13 protein-coding genes are annotated in these 17,056 nt (G+C 56.0%); 5 read left to right on the top strand and 8 right to left on the bottom strand.

The annotated features are described in order from the left end of the window. Positions 1–30: 30 nt before the first annotated feature. The 4 genes from OSC10802_RS0113540 to tyrS form a co-directional block, all read right to left on the bottom strand. Positions 31–708 (bottom strand): phosphoribosyltransferase, encoded by a 678-nt coding sequence (locus OSC10802_RS0113540; RefSeq protein WP_026098449.1) that lies wholly within the window; start codon positions 706–708, stop codon positions 31–33. 331 nt (positions 709–1,039) lie between these two features. Further along, on the bottom strand, positions 1,040–1,642 hold the full coding sequence (locus OSC10802_RS0113535; protein ID WP_017717301.1) for a hypothetical protein: 603 nt from the start codon (positions 1,640–1,642) through the stop codon (positions 1,040–1,042). Between the two features lie 8 nt (positions 1,643–1,650). Next, entirely contained in the window at positions 1,651–2,361 is a 711-nt protein-coding gene (pyrF, locus tag OSC10802_RS0113530; RefSeq protein ID WP_017717300.1) for an orotidine-5'-phosphate decarboxylase, read from the bottom strand. 112 nt (positions 2,362–2,473) lie between these two features. Further along, positions 2,474–3,724 carry a tyrosine--tRNA ligase gene (gene tyrS, locus OSC10802_RS0113525; protein ID WP_017717299.1) on the bottom strand — a complete coding sequence of 417 codons (1,251 nt, stop codon included), beginning with the start codon at positions 3,722–3,724 and terminating at the stop codon, positions 2,474–2,476. A gap of 385 nt (positions 3,725–4,109) precedes the next feature. Between tyrS and OSC10802_RS0113520 the strand changes: the two genes are divergently transcribed. Then, entirely contained in the window at positions 4,110–6,026 is a 1,917-nt protein-coding gene (locus OSC10802_RS0113520) for a transglycosylase domain-containing protein (protein WP_026098447.1), read from the top strand. A gap of 200 nt (positions 6,027–6,226) precedes the next feature. Here the strand turns inward: OSC10802_RS0113520 and OSC10802_RS0113515 are convergent, their stop codons facing one another. Continuing rightward, complete coding sequence (locus OSC10802_RS0113515; protein ID WP_017717297.1) at positions 6,227–6,550, bottom strand: DUF1825 family protein; 324 nt, start codon at positions 6,548–6,550, stop codon at positions 6,227–6,229. Between the two features lie 211 nt (positions 6,551–6,761). Then, complete coding sequence (lepB, locus tag OSC10802_RS0113510; RefSeq protein WP_017717296.1) at positions 6,762–7,358, bottom strand: signal peptidase I; 597 nt, start codon at positions 7,356–7,358, stop codon at positions 6,762–6,764. 728 nt (positions 7,359–8,086) lie between these two features. On the opposite strand from lepB, the gene OSC10802_RS0113505 reads away from it, so the two are divergent. Then, entirely contained in the window at positions 8,087–8,989 is a 903-nt protein-coding gene (locus OSC10802_RS0113505) for a PEP-CTERM sorting domain-containing protein (protein WP_026098446.1), read from the top strand. 394 nt (positions 8,990–9,383) lie between these two features. On the opposite strand, the gene OSC10802_RS0113500 is transcribed toward OSC10802_RS0113505, so the two are convergent. Then, entirely contained in the window at positions 9,384–11,855 is a 2,472-nt protein-coding gene (locus OSC10802_RS0113500; protein ID WP_017717294.1) for an ATP-dependent Clp protease ATP-binding subunit, read from the bottom strand. A gap of 404 nt (positions 11,856–12,259) precedes the next feature. After that, complete coding sequence (gene rimI / locus OSC10802_RS0113490; protein ID WP_017717292.1) at positions 12,260–12,844, bottom strand: ribosomal protein S18-alanine N-acetyltransferase; 585 nt, start codon at positions 12,842–12,844, stop codon at positions 12,260–12,262. 105 nt (positions 12,845–12,949) lie between these two features. Between rimI and lysA the strand changes: the two genes are divergently transcribed. From lysA to uppS, 3 genes are all read left to right on the top strand, one after another. Further along, on the top strand, positions 12,950–14,383 hold the full coding sequence (lysA, locus tag OSC10802_RS0113485; RefSeq protein ID WP_026098444.1) for a diaminopimelate decarboxylase: 1,434 nt from the start codon (positions 12,950–12,952) through the stop codon (positions 14,381–14,383). A 606-nt stretch (positions 14,384–14,989) separates the two neighbouring features. Then, a complete protein-coding gene (cdaA, locus tag OSC10802_RS0113480; RefSeq protein WP_017717290.1) occupies positions 14,990–15,934 on the top strand; it encodes a diadenylate cyclase CdaA in 945 nt (314 codons plus the stop codon). Then, entirely contained in the window at positions 15,931–16,686 is a 756-nt protein-coding gene (gene uppS, locus OSC10802_RS0113475) for an undecaprenyl pyrophosphate synthase (RefSeq protein ID WP_017717289.1), read from the top strand. The genes cdaA and uppS overlap by 4 nt, the downstream gene beginning before the upstream one ends. Positions 16,687–17,056 lie beyond the last annotated feature (370 nt).

The following is a 17,056-nucleotide window of genomic DNA, read 5'->3' as shown; positions in this document are numbered from 1 at the left end:
GGTGGCAAATTTTTACGCAGCAATTAGGCATTAGCCAGCCTTTGCGTTTTGTTGCTCCAGGCACGCCAGCGCTTCTTCCATCTCAACCTGGGGAAAGTCGGCATAAAACCGGCTCACACTCACGAACCGGTCGGGAGTGGCTAGCACGAAAGCCCGCTCGCCCCACTGGCGCAGGGATGGCAGCAAGTCCAGGGGTGCCACCGGCGCAGCCACCCACACCGCTCTGGGCTGTTGCGCCCTCAACGCTTCCGCCGCAACGGCGACCGTCATGCCGGTGGCAATCCCATCGTCCACCAAAATAGCAATCGCACCCCTGGGGCTGACGCCAGGGCGTGCCGGTGCTAGTTGCTCGAGGACATCCCGCGCTTTCTCCAGGGCATAACGCAGCGCCACCTCCCGCACTTTGGGATTGAGCCGGCGGATCGACGGGTGCCGCGACCACAGTGCGTGGCCATCTGCCGTGCAAGCGCCTATGGCCAGTTCTGGGTTTTGTGGGCGGGCAATTTTTTTCGCCACCACTATATCTAGGGGGCAACCCAGGAGACGCGCCACCGGCGCAGCCACCGGCAGCCCGCCCCGAGGCAAAGCATAAACAACCGGCTTGGCATATCCAACGGCCTCATCCAGCTTCCCGAACTCAGACAGAACCCGCTCAGCCAGTTGCTCGCCGGCATCGTCGCGATTGCGGAACAGTGGGCAAGGTGACATTGATCCCTCCAGCCCTTTGCAGTCCATTTGCTTCTATGATGCCTGATTTTGTGACAAACTGTGTTGCGGTGCGATTCTGTTGCAGTGCGCGCCGGTGACAGTATAGCCTTTCTTAATTCTATGGGGGCGCACCGCTCTCAAGCCAGGGAGCCGGGAAGCACAGGAGCGGGGGGTAATCTGCGAACCCGCCCGTCGCCTCTCCAAACTAGGAGCTGCCCTTTACCATATCTATAGAACTTCTAAATGATTTGTGAAATTCTCTTTCTTCTCTTCCCTTCGTGCTCTTGGCGTCTTGGCGATTTATTTAATTTACACTCCTCAATTCTAACCGCTACTGGCGCACAGTCCCAGCGCGACAGTCTCTCAACCAAGTGCTGATAGCCTGAGCGATCGCTCCGTTACTGTTATCTCGCGGCGGCAAAAGCGGGTTGCCGGCGGGGTAAGTTCCCAGTCGGGAAAACATCATCGCTAGCCGCCAGCCACTTTCCGTTTTGGTCAGAAACAGCCAGTGGTAATGCTGCAATTGCACCGCCTGACCTGAGGAATAGTTGCGCTCCAAAGTCGTAATAAACACTTGCCGGGGATCGCCGTCTGAGCTGCCCGCCGGCTTTTCCCCACTCCCAGGAGAACTTGCCTCCTCCGACCGGCCTGGGCCGAGGGGCAGAGGCTCAAACTCAGGACGCCCCGCGAGAATCACGTAACTCGACTCGTAGCTCACACCTCTAAGTCGAGAGCGCTGAAGCACGCGATTGGCATAACTGGGCAGGTCCCGCAGCAGCGGCTCAATCAGGGTTTCCAAATCTTTTGGGCAAACAAATTTTCGATTTTGGATGCTGGCTCTCTCCCGTACCTGCCTCGGTTTTTCCGCAGCGGACGCCACCTGATTCGGAAAAATAAAATTTAACAGAAAAAAAATAATTAATATTTTTCCCATTTTTTATTTTAAATTCCCGCAATTTCTTGACAAATGCGGTCGAAAGCAGCAGCGGGATCGGGTGCGGCAGTAATCGGACGCCCGATGACCAAGTAATCGGCACCGGCTTTCAGGGCGTCAGCGGGCGTCATCGTTCGCCGCTGATCCCCCGCCGCAGCCCACACCGGACGCACCCCAGGACAGACCAGCAGAAAATCATCCCCGCAGACACGCCGCAGCTGCGACACCTCCTGGGGCGAGCAAACAGCGCCGGCAAGACCGGCCTCTTGAGCCAAAATTGCCATTTGCAAAGCGTATTCTGGCAATTCCAGAGGAACTTTGAGGTCAAAGGCCAAATCTCGCGACGACAGACTCGTTAGCAGCGTAATCGCGATGACTTTGGGAGGCTGAAGCGCACCGGCACCCTCGCGCACAGCCGCTTGCGCCGCAGACAGCGCCGCCCGACCGGCAGCAGCGTGGACAGTCAGCAAATCCGCACCATAGCCCGCCGCCGACCGGCTTGCGCCCGCCACCGTATTGGGGATGTCGTGGAATTTGAGATCGAGAAAAATTCGCTTGTGCCGGTTTTTTAAGAGGGCCAAAATTCCCGGGCCGGTGCTGACAAATAGCTCCAGGCCGACTTTCCACCAGCTGACTTGGGGGAGCGCTTCCAGCAGGGCGAGAGCCTCGGCTTCGGTGGAAACATCTAGGGGGACAATAATGCGCTCTGTTACTGACATAATAATGAGAAACTTTTGGATTTTCTATTGTGAATAGAAATCGCAGATTGACGCAGATAAACGGTTATAAATCAAAGCTTATATTTGTCATTCTGCGCTTCTTAATTGCCGCTCACACCACTAAGCGCACAAACTTCTTTTTCCCCACCTGCAAAACTCGCCCGTGCAAGTCAGCCGGTGAGTCAAACGTCAGGTTAACGTCCTCGACGCGCTCGCCATCGAGCTTCACCCCACCGCCTTGTATCTGCCGGCGGGCTTCGCTGGTGGTTGGGCAGACGCCGCACGCGCCGAGGATGTAGAAGAGCTTGGCGGGGAACTGCACCGCCGCGAGAGAGAATTCTGGCACCGCACCGGCACCGGAGGCATCTCCTCCGAGGACAAGCGCCTGCGCCGACTGCATCGCTTGCTCTGCTGCTTCTTTGCCGTGGTATTGCGTCACCACTTCTAGGGCGAGAAGTTTTTGCCGGTCGCGGGGATTTTCTGGCATAGCATTTAGCGGCAAATTTGTCAATAGTTCGAAATACTGTCCCACGAGCCGGTCAGGAGTTTTTTCCAGTTTGGAGTACATGGTGAGGGCGTCTTCCGACAGGCCGACGTAATTGCCCAGGGACTTGGACATTTTCTGCACCCCATCCGTGCCCAGCAAAATCGGCGTCAGCAGGCCAAATTGGGGTTTTTGGCCAAAATGTCGCTGCAAGTCGCGCCCGACGGCAATGTTGAATTTCTGGTCGGTTCCGCCGAGTTCCACGTCAGATTGGACAGCTACGGAATCGTAGCCCTGCATCAGGGGGTAGAGGAACTCGTGCAGGTAAATGGGGCTGCCTTGCTGGTAGCGTTCGGCAAACCCTTCTTTGGCCAGCATTTGGCCAACGGTCATCGTGGCAAGCAGGGACAGAATTTTGGACAGGTCAAGTTGGGAGAGCCATTCGGAGTTGTAGCGAATCTCCAGGCGTCCGGGTGTGTCAAAATCGAGAATTGGGCGCACTTGGTTGAGGTAGGTTTGGGCGTTAGCCGCCACTTCCTCTGCGGTCAGCTGCTTGCGCACCTCTGACTTGCCGGTGGGGTCGCCAATGCGAGCGGTAAAATCGCCTATGATCAGTACCGCCGTGTGACCGGCATCTTGGAAGGCCCGCAGCTTGCGCACAGGAATGCTGTGACCCAGATGAATGTCTGCGCCGGTGGGGTCAATTCCCAGCTTGACCCGCAAAGGCCGGTCAGAGGTGGCCAGCAGGTGCGCCAGATTTTCCAGGGGATCGGATGAATCAGGCTGGTCGGGAAAAATCTCACTGACGCCACGACGCAGCCAGGAGAGGTCACAGCTGACACTTTGGGGGGTTCCTGAAGCCAGGGTTTGCAAATCCACAACTCGATTCGTTACACTCACGGAAATAAAAATCCTTTGGATATGGCACTGACATGGCAACGGGGCAAGTGTTCCCCTGCGCCCTAACCTTTAAATTGTCCTATCGCCAGATTACCATAAGCAAAAATGGCAGAAAAATCTGTGAGAGTCGGATTTGACAGAGCCAAGGGGTCAAGACCTGGCTGGTGTGTCAGGATAATGGTTAATCAGCAGCCGGCAATTGTCCTGATGGCTGTGGGGGTGCCGGTGAAATTACTAAAGCTGGGCGGACAGCCAGGTTTTCCTGCCTCAAGGTGGCGCTCTCAAATTAAAATCTCAAACAGGAGAGCTAGCCCACTTAGACTTTTTCGGATTGAGCCTTTATCGATGAGGATGTGACATCGCCGTGGCAACTAACACAATAAGACGACAGCAGCTGAGAGACTCAGCACCAGTTTTTGACTTTGTTCAAGGGGTCAGTAAGGTAACAGCCGGAACGCTGCTGGGGGTGACCATGCTGGCCAGTTCCGTAGTGGCCGGTGGGCTGGTGGGCTTGGCGATCAGCTTCCGCAACCTCCCAGACGTTCGAGTCCTGCGCAACTACACGCCTACGGAAACGACCCACATCTACGATATTAAGGGCACGCTCCTCACCAGCATCCACGACGAAGCGAACAGAGAAGTTGTCCCGCTCACCAAAATCTCTCCGCAGCTGAAGCGGGCGGTGATCGGCATAGAAGACAGCCACTTCTACAGCCACTACGGCATTAACCCAGGCGGCGTGATGCGGGCTATGGTGAAAAACTTGGAGGAGGGCAGGACGGTTGAGGGGGGCTCCACTCTCACCATGCAGCTGGTGAAAAATCTCTTCCTCTCCCCCAAACGCGCCTTCAGCCGCAAGCTCGCCGAAGCGGTGCTGGCCATCCGTTTGGAGCAAATCTTTAAGAAAGACGAGATTTTGGAGCTGTACCTGAATCAGGTCTACTGGGGCCACAATTTGTACGGCGCTGAGATGGCCGCCAGAAGTTATTTTGGCAAGTCAGCCTCTAAGTTAACCCTGGCGGAAGCGGCGATGATGGCCGGCATGATCCAGGCTCCTGAAGATTACAGCCCCTTCATAAATTACAAGCTGGCGAAACAGCGACAAGCCACTGTGCTCAATCGCTTGAAGGAGCTGCAGTGGATCACCGATGAAGAAGAAGCCGCAGCCTTCAAGCAACCGATAAAACTCGGTAAAATTACTTCTTTCCCCGGAAGTAAGGTGCCTTACGTCACCCAGGCGGTGGTTCAAGAGCTGACCAAGCGCTTTGGCCGAGACGCAGTTCTCAAAGGGGGCATGCGAGTCCAGACCACTATCGACCTGCGACTGCAGCGGATCGCTGAAGATACGGTGCGCTACGCCCACCAGCGGCTTTACTACCAGGTCGGTGCTGACCAAATGGCTCTGGTGGCGGTCGATCCCCGCACTCACTTTGTCAAGGCTATGGTGGGTGGCGTCGATTACGACAAAAGCCAATTCAACCGCGCCGTCCAAGCCCTGCGGCAGCCCGGATCGTCTTTTAAGCCGTTTGTTTACTATACGGCTTTTGCCAGCGGGCGGTACGGGCCAGACTCGATCGTCTATGACTCGCCGGTGGGCTATCCCGACGGTGACAGCTATTACTATCCCAGAAATTACGGCGGCGGATTCTCTGGCGCTGTCAGCATTCGCAGGGCTCTGGAGGTATCGCTGAACGTTCCCGCTATTAAGATAGGCCAGGACGTAGGGCTGAATAAGGTGATTGAAACCTGCCGCATCCTGGGGATTAAGAGTCCGATTGAGCCGGTGATTTCTTTGCCCTTGGGCGCTGTCGATCTCACCCCCCTGGAAATGGCCGGCGCTTTCGCCACTTTCGCCAACAATGGCTGGCACTCTGACACCACGTTTATTGTCCAAGTGACTGACAGCAGCGGCAACGTCCTGCTGGACAACACCCCCAAACCCAAGCTGGTTCTCGATCCCTGGGCGTCCGCTTCCTTAAATAGCGCCCTGCAAGGGGTGATTTCTCGGGGTACGGCAACCGCCGCTCAGATTGGGCGTCCGGCGGCGGGCAAAACCGGCACAACCTCCTCAGAACGGGATATTTGGTTCGTGGGCTATGTGCCGCAACTCGCTACCGCTGTTTGGGTGGGCAATGACGATTTCACTCCCCTGTACTCGGGCTCGACAGGGGGCAGTTATGTAGCGCCGGTCTGGCGCGATTTTATGCTGCAAGCGCTGGAAAATACGCCGGTGCAATATTTCCGACCGGCTTCTGACTTTGAGCCGCCCTCTCCCAACTGATGGCTATTTTGGATGCCCCGATTTTGGATTTTGGATTGAAAAAGGCTGCAATAACATCTTTTCAAACCCAGGTAACAATACTATCTATCCCTACTCTGTATTGCCCCTCAGGTGTGCGGGCCTGTTGCCCCGCCGTGAGAGAGGAGCTGTCACATAGCTGTTGGGACAATCTAAAATCCAAAATCTCACATCTAAAAATCTCACAGCTGCTTGTCGAGCTCTGCTTTCATCCGCTCTAGGGTGAAGTGCATCTGCTCGAACATTTGCTGCGGCGTCATGCCAAATTGACTCAGCTGGGTCTTCAGCTGCTCCACGGTCATCTGGGCCATGAAGTCCTCAGACAGCTCAAAGCGCTTCATAAAAATCCGATAGCGCTCCATCATGGCTTCCATCTGCTCGATGAACAGCTTTTTTCCCTCGCGGTCAAATTTGCCGTAGTTACTGCCGAGTTTTATCAGGGCTTGATAGTCCTCAAACAGCTGTTTGGCTTCTTGCTGAACGATCTCTGAATCAAAGAATCCCATTGCCCGCGTCCACCCAATTGATTTTATGACTAGATGGGAAGTCCCGCTGTACCTGAATGATCTAGTCCTATTGTAGAGCAGCGCCAAGTTTCGCTTCCAACTCGTCTAGTGCGGAAAGCCCTACTTTTCCCGCAAGCACTGGCGGAACCGGTGCGAGACTCTCTCCTCGCCGCGACCGGCCCGCCCTCCAAGATTGCCCCCGGTCGGGCCCTCACACCGGCCCGATCCGGTTGGGGGGCCAAAAGCGAAAGGCGGCGCGGCCAATGATTTTCTCTTTGGCCAGAAACCCCCAGATGTGGGAGTCATTGCTGTTGTTACGGTTATCCCCCATGACAAAAAACTGATTCTCCGGAACGGTCGCTGGACCCCAGTCATAGTCGGGCGGTTCAGCAATGTAATCTTCCGGCTGGGGCTCTCCATTCAGCCAGACTTGGCCATCCTTCACTCCCACGGTTTGGCCGGCTGCCCCAATAATCCGTTTGATGAATACTTGCCGCAAGGCTTGCTTTTTGCTGTATCCCTGAAATTGCAGGTATTTTTGCAGCTGTTGCGGCGGGAAAAAGACTGCGATCTCACCGGCTGCCGGTGGCCGAAAATGGTAGGAGATTTTTTCCACCACTAGCCGGTCGCCCACTTGCAAGGTTGGCAGCATCGAATCTGATGGGATGTACCTCGGTTCTGCCACAAAGGTGCGGAGCAGCAGGGCTAAGGCCAGGGCCATGACTAGAATCTGTATATTTTCCCGCTGCGAGCGCCACACCCGCAACCATGCAGGCGACTTTTCTAAGTCTTTTTCCTCTAATTCCATCTCGTCCTCTCTTACAGGTACTCCCGTTCTGTGAACGTCCGCTGTCTTCCCCTGACAGCCGCCAAGCAGTTTTGCCATTGTATCCTGAATTGTGCCGGTGAACTCAACTACCTGCAATCAAAATTAGGGTGAGTTCCACCCTCTCGTCACTACTTCTACGGAGAGCTCTCAAGCCGGAACTCACCCCCCACCCATCAAAAGTAGGGTGGGTCCGCCCTCTCGTCTCTACTTCTACGGAGAACTCTCAAAGCAGAACGCACCCCCCACCCATCAAAAGTAGGGTGCGTTCCGCCCTCTGGGCAATGTTTCTACGGAGGGCTCTCAAGGCGGAACTCACCCCCCCACCAATCAAAAGCAGCGCTCGACTTTTATCCCCCCCCCTCACAGGCGACAATTACGCTTGTAAATCTTTTAATCCGGTGTTATCCCCCCTCCCAGGAGCAAAGAGTGCGGGAGGTGTTTGGCTCTCTGGGCGCTTGACAAGGACTGCCGGCTGATGTTCAATTAATGAACTCCTGCCGCTCCCTAGAGGAAAACTGAAAAGGCCGATCCTGTAAAATTACTGAATTATGTATACCGGTAAAACACCCAAAATGGGCAGCCGCAGGCATCTGAAAACTTCACGATAAATTCATATAAAACGCCCGTTTTCCCCTTGCAACTTCACACTAGATTGCTTAAGCTGTTTATCAAGACAGAGAGTTGAACAGCAATCAGGAGATTTGCAAATGAAGACTATCGGGATGCGCACTTTACTCGGAACCGCTGCTGCCAGTGTCTGCCTAATCTCTGCAACGGGCCAGCAAGCCACCGCCGGACAGCTCTATAACGGCTGGAACTATGGCATCGATGCCTTCAATGATGGCTCTGGTGGGGCGGCCTATGAAATTAAGGGTCTGGCCATCAAAGAAACGGCGGATAGCGTTTTCGTCGCCCTGACCGGCGGGATGCCCTTGACAGGCACGCCAGAAAGTGGTGCTGCTGACGGAAATATTGGTTGGGGCGACCTGTTCTTCAACTTCTCAGGCAAGGATTTTCAGACGGCCAGCAATCAAAGCAGTTTGTTTGGGATTCGCTTTGCCGGCACTAACGATTCAGGAGCTGCCAGCACCGGCGTTTACCAAAATGTCCAGGCCAAGAGCGTGACTGGAGACAACCACGGCTACACCAGCTTGCGGTGGTACTATGACGCCGGGTTTAACAAAACCAACACTCAAGGCACCGATCTGCCGACAGCGCAGGCTGCCTACAACTACTTCTATCCGGCTGCCGTTGCCAGCAATCCCACCACGGGAAATACTCCCATTCTTAATGTAATCAATTCTGGCACAAAGGTGGGTGACATTGCAATGCTTACCAGCAGTGCCCTGACCGCTGCCGGTCTTGACTTTGGCCATTTTGGGGCGACCGGCACTCAAACCATCGGATTCCAGTTTGACCGGTCTTTGATCGGCAGCGGCAACTATCTAGCCAATGTGTTTGTTGAGTGCGGCAATGATGGTGTGGCCCTGGCCGGAATGACATCAGTCCCCGAACCGTCTAGCATGGCCGGTTTAGCTTTGGTCGGGTTAACCGCCGCCGGCTCAATGTTGCGCAAGCGTCGCCTCCTGAGCGCCAAAATCGCCGAGTAATATCATGTCCGGTCAATTAACCGCAATTAATTGTTCTCCCCCTTTTCCTCTTTCTTCTTCCGGGCGCGTCTTTGCCCCTAGGCAGCGGCGGGAAGCCTTGTGCCGCAGGCGCTTTGTGGCGGTAGCTCAACCCTGCCGGAAGCAGCTTGCGCGTCTATAGCGCAAGGTATTCTCACAAGGTTCTGTGCGTCTTGTGGCGATTCATAAAATAGAGTTAAGCCCAGAAAAAGCAATCAGATGGTAGGGAAAAATAACACAAACAAAAAGCGGTAGAGAACGAAACTTCTCTACCGCTTTTTAAATTCAATGAAATAGAAGTGAGAACTGCAAGGGAGAAAAGAGCGAATAGAGAAACTTGCCTCACTCTACACCCTTTTCCCTCTCACCCTACTTTTCAACCAACTTGAGGTTGCAGTTCCGGCTTTTGGCTGGGCAGTACCTTCACCTGACCGTCATCGCCCATATCGACGACAGCAGTGTCGCCTTCCTTGACGCGACCTGAGAGGATTTCCTCAGCCAGGACATCTTCCAGCAGGCGCATGATAGCGCGGCGCAGGGGTCGAGCGCCGTAGCTGGGGTTGTAGCCTTCTTGCACCAAGCGGTCTTTGAACCGTTCTGTGACTTCCAAGGTGATGCCTTGGTCAGTCAGGCGCTTGAAGACATCCTTCAGCATGATATCTGCGATCTCCTTGACTTCCTCCTTGTTCAGCTGGCGGAAGACGATGATCTCGTCAAGCCGGTTGAGGAACTCTGGGCGGAAATACTGCTTGAGCTCTTCATTCACCAGAGAGCGAATCCGGTTGTACTGCGTTTCGGCTTCATTTTCCGAGGAGAACTCGAAGCCGATCCCGCCGCCACCCTTTTCAATCACCTTGGAACCGATATTGGAGGTCATGATCAGCAAGGTGTTCTTGAAGTCCACCGTGCGGCCCTTGGCATCGGTGAGGCGACCGTCTTCCAAAATTTGCAGCAGCATATTGAAGACATCGGGGTGGGCTTTTTCGATTTCGTCGAACAGCACCACGGTGTAGGGACGCCGGCGCACGGCTTCGGTCAGCTGGCCACCTTCGTTGTACCCGACGTAGCCCGGAGGCGAACCGATGAGTTTGGAGACGGTGTGGCGCTCCATGTATTCGGACATGTCCAGCCGAATCATGGCGTCTTCGGAACCGAAGAAATAAGCCGCCAGTGACTTAGTGAGTTCCGTCTTGCCGACGCCGGTGGGCCCGGAGAAGATAAAGCTAGCGATAGGCCGGTTGGGGTTCTTCAGACCGACGCGAGCGCGACGAATGGCGCGAGAGACGGCCTTGACAGCTTCTTCCTGACCGATGAGACGCTGGTGCAGGGTGTCTTCCATGTGCAGCAGCTTTTCGGATTCGGATTCCGTGAGCTTGTTCACCGGCACCCCTGTCCAGCTAGCCACGATTTGGGCGATGTCCTCTTCGGTGACCACCGGCGATACATCCTCACCGCGAGGGGAGTCTGACTTTTTGTTTTGGGCGATAGCGCGAATTTCGGCTTTAATTTCCATTTCGCGGTCGCGGAGCTCGCCGGCGCGGTCAAAGTCCTGAGCGCGGACGGCGTCGTCTTTTTCTTTGAGGACTTGGCGCAGCTCCTTATCGAGTTCTTTAGCTGCCGGTGGCAGCTGGGAGGTGAGCAGGCGGACTCTGGAGCCGGCTTCATCAATCAGGTCAATTGCCTTATCGGGCAAGTAGCGGTCTGAGATGTAGCGGTCAGAGAGCTTGGCGGCGGCTTCCAGGGCGGCGTCCGAAATCTTCAGCTTGTGGTGTTGCTCGTAGCGTTCGCGCAAACCGTAGAGAATCTCAATGGTTTCTACCACGCTCGGCTCGCCCACCATCACTGGCTGGAACCGGCGTTCTAGGGCGGCATCGCGCTCGATGTGCTTGCGGTACTCATCCAGGGTGGTTGCGCCGATGCACTGCAGTTCGCCCCGCGCCAGTGCCGGTTTGAGGATGTTGGCGGCGTCGATCGCCCCTTCTGCCGCACCCGCCCCGATCAGGGTGTGAACTTCGTCTATCACCAGGATGACGTTGCCGGCGGAGCGGATTTCATCCATGATTTTCTTGAGGCGCTCCTCAAATTCGCCCCGGTACTTCGTGCCGGCCACCAGCAGGCCGATGTCCAGGGTGACGACCCGCTTGTCTTCCAGGATGTCGGGGACATCATTGTTGGCAATCCGCTGAGCCAGACCTTCGGCGATGGCGGTTTTCCCGACTCCGGGCTCCCCAATCAGCACGGGGTTGTTTTTGGTGCGGCGTCCCAGAATCTGAATCACCCGTTCAATTTCCTTCTGGCGTCCCACCACCGGGTCAAGCTTGCCTTCCGCTGCCATTTGGGTCAGGTTGGCACCAAACTCATCCAGGGTTGGGGTTTTCGTGCGACCGCCGGTAGCGCCGGGGGTGACTTCTGCCGTTTCGCCCAGCATGCGGATGACTTGCGTGCGGACTTTCGAGAGGTCAACTCCCAGGTTTTCCAGCACTCGTGCTGCCACGCCTTCCCCCTCACGGATGAGGCCAAGGAGCAGGTGTTCTGTGCCAATGTAGTTGTGCCCCAGCTGGCGAGCTTCTTCCAGGGATAGCTCCAAAACCCGCTTTGCCCTGGGAGTGAACGGAATTTCAACAGCGACGAAGCCTGAGCCCCTGCCGATGATTTTTTCCACCTCTATCCGGGCGTCTTTCAGGTTTACGCCCATAGATTTCAGCACTTTGGCGGCTACACCGGTCCCTTCTCCTATCAGACCCAGAAGGATCTGCTCTGTCCCTACGAAGTTATGCCCCAGGCGACGTGCTTCCTCCTGGGCTAGCATAATCACCTTAATGGCTTTTTCTGTAAAGCGTTCAAACATGGCGTTCTTCCATCACCTGCTGCGTGCCCGTATGCTGATTCTAGCACAGTGAATCTAGCTGTCTGTGATGGGCTTGATAGCTGTCACGGGTTTGTCTGAAGCGATACGTCCGGTGCGTGACCGTGTGGGAGCGCTGGCTGCCGGCACGCGGTTGCAGGCAATCTAGCAAGCAAGCGCAATTAGGCGATGTGGCAATTTGCCTTTATTGGCGCGGTCAAAAATTATTCTGTAATTAATGTAACGGATCGCTTGTCGGTGAGAGCAGAAGCTTTTCGGAAAACCGATCTCTTCTGAAGCGGGAATCTCCCATTCTTTACATTTTACTCGAAGAGCCCACCCCGAGGGGGCTGCCACTCTAACGGCGCAACATCGCTTTCAGGCTTGCAGCAGACTTCAGAACCATTCTACTCGGGCGAGCGCTGGTAACTTAAGTCCAAATGCCAGCCAGCTGAAGCCAGTCGCAGGCCACTCTCTCGCTGCCAGCTGGCCAATCTTGGCCCAAATTCGGGGTGCTGCAGGCCGGGACGCCACATAATTACAGCATCTTCATTGGTGTCTTGGTAGTAGTTGCGGCGGCGACCGGCTTCCCGAAAGCCCAATTTTTGGTACAGCCCGAGGGCGGCGCGGTTAGAGATCCGCGCTTCTAGAGTGGCCCGCTCCAGGTGCCTTTGGGCGGCTGTCCCCAGCAGGGCTGCCAGCATCGCCTGACCCAAGCCTTGCTGCTGGAAGTCGGGATGAATGCCCAGCAGGATGATGTGAGCCTCATCCAAAATCGCCCACAGGCAACCGATCCCAACCAAGCGCTCTGACTCGCCGCCTTCGAGCCGGTTCTGTGGGGGAATGGACAGAGCCAGCAAGTCGCTGTTGGGGCTGGCTAACTCTCGCTGGTAGCCCTCTAAAGTCCACAGTCCGCCAAAGCACAGCCGGTCTAGATCGAGGACGGAGGGCAGCAGCTGTGATGTCAGCGGTTTTAAGTCTAAAAAATTCACCAAATATGGGAGTGAATGTTTCAGCAAGGCACAATTGTCAATTGTACACTGAAAAACGAAACCCACTCACGTCCGTTCCGCGACCGGCGGACAACTAAGAGGATTATGCTATCGACTCGCCCTGTAGGGGTTGACAATTCTGGCCGGAAATATTTGCCTGCGGCGGCCAGCGCATCAGAATCTCGCTCACCCAACCAGGAACTTATGCCGCTCACAGCCCGGGTGAACCGCGCTGACCACCTGGAAATTGGGGGCTGTGACGTGACGGTGCTGGTTGAGCGATTTGGCTCGCCGCTTTATATTGTCGATGAGGAAACGCTGCGGACGGCTTGCCGGCAGTACCGGGAGGCTCTCAGTCGCTACTATCCTGGCCAGTGGCAGGTGATCTACGCTTCTAAGGCGTGGAGCTGTTTGGCCATTTGCGCGGTGGCGGCGCAAGAAGGCTTGGGGATCGATGTGGTGTCAGGGGGAGAGCTTCACACTGCCCTCACAGCCGGTGCCAGCCCCGAGAGTATCTACCTGCACGGCAACAACAAATCCCGTGAGGAACTGCAGCTGGCGATTGAAACCGGCTGCACTGTGGTGGCGGACAACTGGCTGGACCTATTGACCATAGCAGACATTTCTAAGAAGGCAAGGCAACCCGTCCGGCTGATGCTGCGGTTTACCCCAGGCATTGAGTGTCACACCCACGAGTACATCCGCACCGGCCATTTGGACAGCAAATTTGGCTTCGACCCCGACTGGGCGGACGAGGTATTCAGTTTTGTCAGCCAGCACCCGGCGCTATCCTGTACCGGTCTGCACGCCCACATTGGCTCGCAGATTTTTGAACTGCAACCCCATGAGGATCTCGCGGGTGTCCTGGTGCACTGGCTGAAGAAAGCCGCCCAGTACGGGCTGCCGGTGCGGGAACTCAATGTGGGTGGGGGTTTGGGGATTCGCTACACGGAATCGGACGACCCGCCAAGCATCGACGCCTGGGTGAAAACCGTCTGCGTTTCGATTGCCGGCGCACTCGGGTCCGAGGGGCTGCCGCTGCCGAAGCTGCTGTGCGAGCCAGGCCGGTCAATCGTTGGCCCGGCTTGTGTGACGGCTTACACTGCCGGCAGTCAGAAAGCGATTCCGGGAATTCGCACTTACCTGTCGGTGGATGGGGGCATGTCGGACAACCCCCGCCCGATCACCTATCAAGCCGTCTACCGCGCCGTGGTGGCCAACCGCATGGGAGATCCCCTGACGGAGAAGGTGACGGTTGCCGGCAAACACTGCGAGTCGGGAGACATCCTGATTCAAGAAGCGGAGCTGCCTAAAACTGAACCCGGGGACATTTTGGTAGTTCCCGGCACGGGTGCTTACAATTACAGTATGGCCTCTAACTACAACCGCCTGCCCCGACCGGCAGCGGTTTTGGTCAGAGATGGGGAAGCGAATGTCATCTTGCAGCGGGAAACCTACCAGGACTTGCTGCGACTCGACCGCTTGCCCGCAAGGCTGATTCCTGAAAGCGGCATCACTCCGCCACTCCCACAAGAGTGAGCTGTGAGGGCGAGGGAGAGGCCATACCTCACAAATGTGAGAGCCGGCGTTGGGGGGAAAGGGCTGAGGCGTAAAATAAAAAACTCTCGCACTCTGGCGGGGAAAAGAAACCGGGTTTCTTTTCCGGGATTCGACCGGTATTTCCTTGCCCCTAGCAAAAGAAACCCGGTTTCTGAGATGATTTGACCGGCGCACAGCGCCGATTGCTCCCCAGCCCCTGTGCCACTTGAGTGGCACAGGCATCCGGCAAGATGCCGGTAGCGCCTGGCAGTGGCCGGCGGTTCCGGGCAATGCCTGCAGCCCGGGCGGCACCTCAGGCGATGCCTCTCTGAGTCTGCGAGCGGGGTGGAGTGAAGCTGCCGCCCCCGCACAAAACGCCGGGGGCAGCTCCCGGGGGCCGCCCCGACGAGGGTTGTGCCGGCGGGCTCCCCCTCCTGTCAGCGGTGCCTGATGTCAAAAGCGGGCGTAACTAGCGCCCCAATTCGGGGGGTGAGGGTGAGCTGCCGGCCTGAAATAGATGTCGGCTGGCATAAAATCAAGCTAGTAGGGACTCAGCGTGCTGATCCCGTTCCAAGCAAAATTCAGCTAATCGTTGCCTAAAGTTTAATGATTTCGGGTCCCGGTTATGACCCAAGCTGGACTCAGTCCTTGCTGCGTCACCTGATGGATATTTGGACGCATTGGCTGAAAGGCCCAATCGATATTGGGCTGGTTCTGGCCCTGACTTACATGGTACTCGTCATCATTGGTGAGCGCCGCACGCTGTGGATGGTGCGAGGGTTGATTGTCCTCATGCTGTGCACGGCCATCAGCAGCAGCCTGCAGCTGAGGCTGTTGAGTTTTGTGCTGGAAAAGTTGGCGATCGGCTGTGCGGTGGCAATGGCTGTGATCCTGCAGTCGGAGTTCCGCCGGTTTCTAGAACAGCTCGGTCGGGGAGAAATTGTGCAGCTGTTTCAATCTCACCGGGGAGCCGTTCCCAAACCCGACAGCGTGATCGATGAAATTGTGGAGGCGGTTAGGGAACTCTCCCAAAACCGCACCGGCGCTCTGCTGATTCTGGAAACTGGCCCTCCCATAGATGAGCGCGATTTTTCGGTTCCGGGTGTGAGGCTCAACAGTGAGGTTTCCAAGGAACTGCTCCAGACGATTTTTCAGACGACAACCCTGCTGCACGACGGAGCTGTGCTGATTCGCGCCTCCCGCATTGTGGCTGCCGGCGTGATTCTTCCCCTGTCTGAGCGCACGGCTTCCCGACAGCTCGGCACCCGCCACCGAGCGGCGATGGGAATTACTGATCGTGTCGAAAATTGCCTGTGTGTTGTTGTATCTGAAGAAACAGGCTCCATTTCCCTCGCAGAACGAGGGGGCCTGAATCGGCCTTTGACCAGCAGTAAACTTAAGGAACTGCTAGAGGCTCGATTCTCTCAATCGGTTGAGCGGGAAGCCGTCGCCCCGAATCTGCGCACTTTGGGTCGCCTTAGCTCCCGAATACTGGCTTTTGTTTCGCGTATTCTGAGTCTTCCATCATCGGCTTCGGGTGAGAAAAAATGACTGCAAACCCAACTGTCTTACAAGACTTGCCTGCTGACCTTGACCGAGAGCGCCTCCCGATGCATGTGGCGGTGATTATGGATGGCAATGGCCGGTGGGCCAAGCGTCAGGGGCTGCCTCGCATCCTGGGTCACCGCCGGGGGGTGGATGCGCTCAAAGACCTCCTGCGCTGCTGCAGGGACTGGGGTATCCAAGCGCTAACGGCCTATGCCTTTTCTACGGAAAACTGGGGCCGGCCCCTGGAGGAGGTGGATTTTTTGATGGCCCTGTTTGAGCGGGTCTTGCGGCAGGAACTCCAGGAGATGATGCGGGAAAATGTGCGCATCCAATTTGTGGGCAATTTAAACTCCCTGCCTCGCTCGCTGCAAGCTGAGATCGAGCGCTCTATGGAGGACACCCGCCACAATCAGGGCATTCAGTTTACTGTGGCCACAAATTATGGGGGCCGTCAGGAGATTCTCCAGGCGTGCCGGTCGATCGCTTTGCAGGTGCAGCAAGGTTTAATCCAGCCCGAGCAAATCGATGAGGCTCTGTTTGAGCGCCATCTCTACACTGCCGGCATTTCTGACCCCGACTTGCTAATCCGCACCAGTGGCGAGATGCGCATCTCCAATTTCCTCCTCTGGCAGGTGGCTTACTCGGAAATCTACATCACGGACACCCTTTGGCCAGATTTTGACCGCGCTGAGTTTTACCGGGCTCTGCGCGCCTACCAGCAGCGCGACCGCCGGTTTGGAAAGGTCAAAACTTAAAAGGCTGCCAGCCGCAGCCGCGAGAGCGTTCCGCTTAGCCATTGTATGCTATACTTTGCTATTGGCAGCCGCCACTAGCCCGAGAACCAAAGGCGGACAGTTGCCCGCCGAAATAGGGAGCCATCTATTACCTCAAACCCATGATTGTGTGCCGACTTTCCTGAGTTTAGATCCTCGTTTCTTTAAATTTATAAACTGTAAAATGGGATCTAGATTGCTCTCAAAATACTTCGGGGCTTTGACTGCGGTCAGGAATTGATAAGCCTTGGTTGAGAAACTCTGAAGCTTGTGTATTTGTTAGCGACTGTTAAAGGTTGTTAGCAAAAAAGTATCGGAACAGCCGAAAAGGAAAAAGAGCGATTTCCCCCTT

The sequence above is a fragment of the Kamptonema formosum PCC 10802 genome (genome assembly GCF_000332335.1).
In the GTDB taxonomy this organism is placed as follows: domain Bacteria; phylum Cyanobacteriota; class Cyanobacteriia; order Cyanobacteriales; family Oscillatoriaceae; genus Oscillatoria.
This window is presented reverse-complemented; position numbering and strand designations above follow the sequence as displayed.

What these genes read in the sequence shown, in the direction of transcription:
- lepB (WP_017717296.1), bottom strand. Translation starts at nt 7,358, where the DNA reads ATGGAATTAGAGGAAAAAGACTTAGAAAAGTCGCCTGCATGGTTGCGG.
- OSC10802_RS0113505 (WP_026098446.1), top strand. Translation starts at nt 8,087, where the DNA reads ATGAAGACTATCGGGATGCGCACTTTACTCGGAACCGCTGCTGCCAGT.
- lysA (WP_026098444.1), top strand. Translation starts at nt 12,950, where the DNA reads ATGCTATCGACTCGCCCTGTAGGGGTTGACAATTCTGGCCGGAAATAT.
- cdaA (WP_017717290.1), top strand. Translation starts at nt 14,990, where the DNA reads ATGATTTCGGGTCCCGGTTATGACCCAAGCTGGACTCAGTCCTTGCTG.
- pyrF (WP_017717300.1), bottom strand. Translation starts at nt 2,361, where the DNA reads ATGTCAGTAACAGAGCGCATTATTGTCCCCCTAGATGTTTCCACCGAA.
- OSC10802_RS0113515 (WP_017717297.1), bottom strand. Translation starts at nt 6,550, where the DNA reads ATGGGATTCTTTGATTCAGAGATCGTTCAGCAAGAAGCCAAACAGCTG.
- OSC10802_RS0113535 (WP_017717301.1), bottom strand. Translation starts at nt 1,642, where the DNA reads ATGGGAAAAATATTAATTATTTTTTTTCTGTTAAATTTTATTTTTCCG.
- OSC10802_RS0113540 (WP_026098449.1), bottom strand. Translation starts at nt 708, where the DNA reads ATGTCACCTTGCCCACTGTTCCGCAATCGCGACGATGCCGGCGAGCAA.
- uppS (WP_017717289.1), top strand. Translation starts at nt 15,931, where the DNA reads ATGACTGCAAACCCAACTGTCTTACAAGACTTGCCTGCTGACCTTGAC.
- OSC10802_RS0113500 (WP_017717294.1), bottom strand. Translation starts at nt 11,855, where the DNA reads ATGTTTGAACGCTTTACAGAAAAAGCCATTAAGGTGATTATGCTAGCC.